This is a genomic window from Novosphingobium sp. 11B (assembly GCF_054589055.1).
This window is the reverse complement of record NZ_BAAILP010000297.1, coordinates 60,462-62,740: the sequence shown is the minus strand read 5'-3', so window position 1 is coordinate 62,740 and position 2,279 is coordinate 60,462. Positions and strand designations below refer to the sequence as shown.

The 2,279-nt window shown below is 65.9% G+C and carries 2 protein-coding genes; both read right to left on the bottom strand.

Annotation, left to right across the window (positions count from 1 at the left end; all coding sequences use genetic code 11):
* Nucleotides 1-187 precede the first annotated feature (187 nt).
* Nucleotides 188-1,621: a glutamate synthase subunit beta gene (locus ACYPYD_RS25775; RefSeq protein WP_036525735.1), complete on the bottom strand. Its 1,434-nt coding sequence runs from the start codon at nucleotides 1,619-1,621 to the stop codon at nucleotides 188-190.
* Nucleotides 1,622-1,640: 19 nt separating this feature from the next.
* Nucleotides 1,641-2,279 (bottom strand): GltB/FmdC/FwdC-like GXGXG domain-containing protein (locus ACYPYD_RS25770; protein WP_459666405.1); only part of this gene is annotated, 639 nt, incomplete at its 5' end.

The following is a 2,279-nucleotide window of genomic DNA, read 5'->3' as shown; positions in this document are numbered from 1 at the left end:
CGAAACAATCCAGGGCGGCGTTAAGCTGCCCTGGATTGTTTCGCTGCGCTCGCAATGACGAAAGAGTGGTTGTTACCGGACTCTCAAACCCGCTCGGGCTGAGGTTGTCGAAGCCCCAGAGGCAAGGCGCAACGAAAAAGGGGCGCACCTTTCGGCACGCCCCCTTTCAATCCGGTAACGCCGTAAATCAGCGCGGCAGCTGGCTCACGCCCATCAGCGCCTCGTCCACCGAACGCGCGCACTGGCGGCCTTCGCGGATCGCCCAGACGACCAGCGACTGGCCGCGGCGCATGTCGCCGCAGGACCAGATCTTCTCGTCGCTGGTGCGGTACTCGAAGACGTTCGCCTTCACGTTGCCGCGCGCGTCCAGTTCGACGCCCGACTGGTCGAGCATGCCGGCCTTGCGGGGGCCGAGGAAGCCCATGGCGAGGAAGATCAGGTCGGCTTCGAGCGTGAACTCGCTGCCTTCGATCTCCTGCATCTTGCCGCCCTTCCACTCGACGCGGACGCATTCGAGGCCCTTGACGTCGTTGTCGCCGATGACGCGCTTGGTCAGCACGGCCCAGTCGCGAGTGGCGCCTTCCTCGTGGCTCGACGAGGTGCGCAGCTTGAGCGGCCAGAACGGCCACGACAGCGCCTTGTCTTCCATCGTCGGCGGCTTGGGCATGATTTCCAGCTGGGTCACCGAAGCGGCGCCCTGGCGGTTGGAGGTGCCGACGCAGTCCGAACCGGTATCACCGCCGCCGATGACGATGACGTGCTTGCCGGTGGCCGACAGGGTGCCGCGCGGCGCGGCGCGCAGTTCGTCGTCGCCGGCGTTGCGCTTGTTCTGCTGGGTCAGGAATTCCATCGCGTAGCGCACGCCCGGAAGCTCAAAGCCGGGGATCGCGAGCGGGCGCGGGTCTTCCGCACCGCCGGCGAAGACCACCGCGTCGAAGTTTTCCTTCAGCGAGGCCACCGAGACGGTGACGCCGACTTCGACCGAGGTCTTGATCTCCACACCTTCCGCCATCATCTGCACGAGGCGGCGATTGATGAGGTGCTTCTCCATCTTGAAGTCGGGGATGCCGTAACGCATCAGCCCGCCGACGCGGTCGTTCTTCTCGAACAGGGTGACCGAGTGGCCGGCGCGCGCCAGCTGCTGGGCGCAGGCCATGCCCGCCGGGCCGGAGCCGACAACGGCGACCGACTTGCCGGTGCGCTTTTCGGGCACCTGCGGCGTGATCCAGCCTTCCTGCCATCCCTTGTCGACGATCGCGCATTCCACCGACTTGATGGTCACGGGCTCGTCGATGATGTTCAGCGTGCAGGCCGCCTCGCACGGGGCGGGGCAGATGCGGCCGGTGAACTCGGGGAAGTTGTTGGTCGAGTGGAGGACTTCCAGCGCGTTGCGGAAGTCGTCCTCGTAGACCAGGTGGTTCCAGTCCGGGATGATGTTATTGACCGGGCAGCCGGTGTGGCAGTGCGGCACGCCGCAGTTCATGCAGCGCGACGCCTGTGCCTTCAGCGCCTCGGGCGAGAGGGGGACGACGAACTCGTTGTAGTTCTTGAGGCGATCCTCGACCGGACCGTACGTGCGGTCCTTGCGGTCGAGTTCGAGGAAGCCGGTTTCCTTGCCCATCTTGATACGTTCCTAAATCTTATTCTGCTGCGACCGAGGCGGCTTCGAGGCGTTCGGCCTCCTGCTGGCGCAGGGCCTTCGCGAAGTCGCGCGGCATCACCTTGACAAACTTGCCCAGCGTGGTTGCCCAATCGTCGAGCAAGGCGCGGGCTCGTTTCGAGCCGGTGTGCAGGTGGTGGCGTTCGAGCAGGATGCGCAGGCGCTCCGCATCGTGGCGCAGCATGTCGCCCATGCCCAGGTCGCGGACCGAGACGGTGCGCTGCTGGGGACGACCCGTGCCTTCGTCCTCGTCGGCTTCGGCCGAGATCGGCTGCAGGTCCACCATCGAGGGGTTGACCAGCTTCGCGAACTCGCCGTCCTCGTCGTAGACGTAGGCGATGCCGCCCGACATGCCTGCCGCGAAGTTGCGGCCGGTCTTGCCGAGCACCATCACGACACCGCCGGTCATGTACTCGCAGCCGTGATCGCCGCAGCCTTCGACGATCGCGATCGCGCCCGAATTGCGGACCGCGAAGCGCTCGCCGCCGACGCCGTTGAAGAACGCTTCGCCGGAGATCGCGCCGTAAAGCACGGTGTTGCCGACGATGATGTTCTTGAGCGGGTCACGGTTCACGTGGCTCGGCTGGCGCACGATCACGCGGCCGCCCGACAGGCCCTT

Coding starts and splice junctions, on each gene's coding strand:
- ACYPYD_RS25775 (WP_036525735.1), bottom strand. CDS start 1,621: ATGGGCAAGGAAACCGGCTTCCTCGAACTCGACCGCAAGGACCGCACG.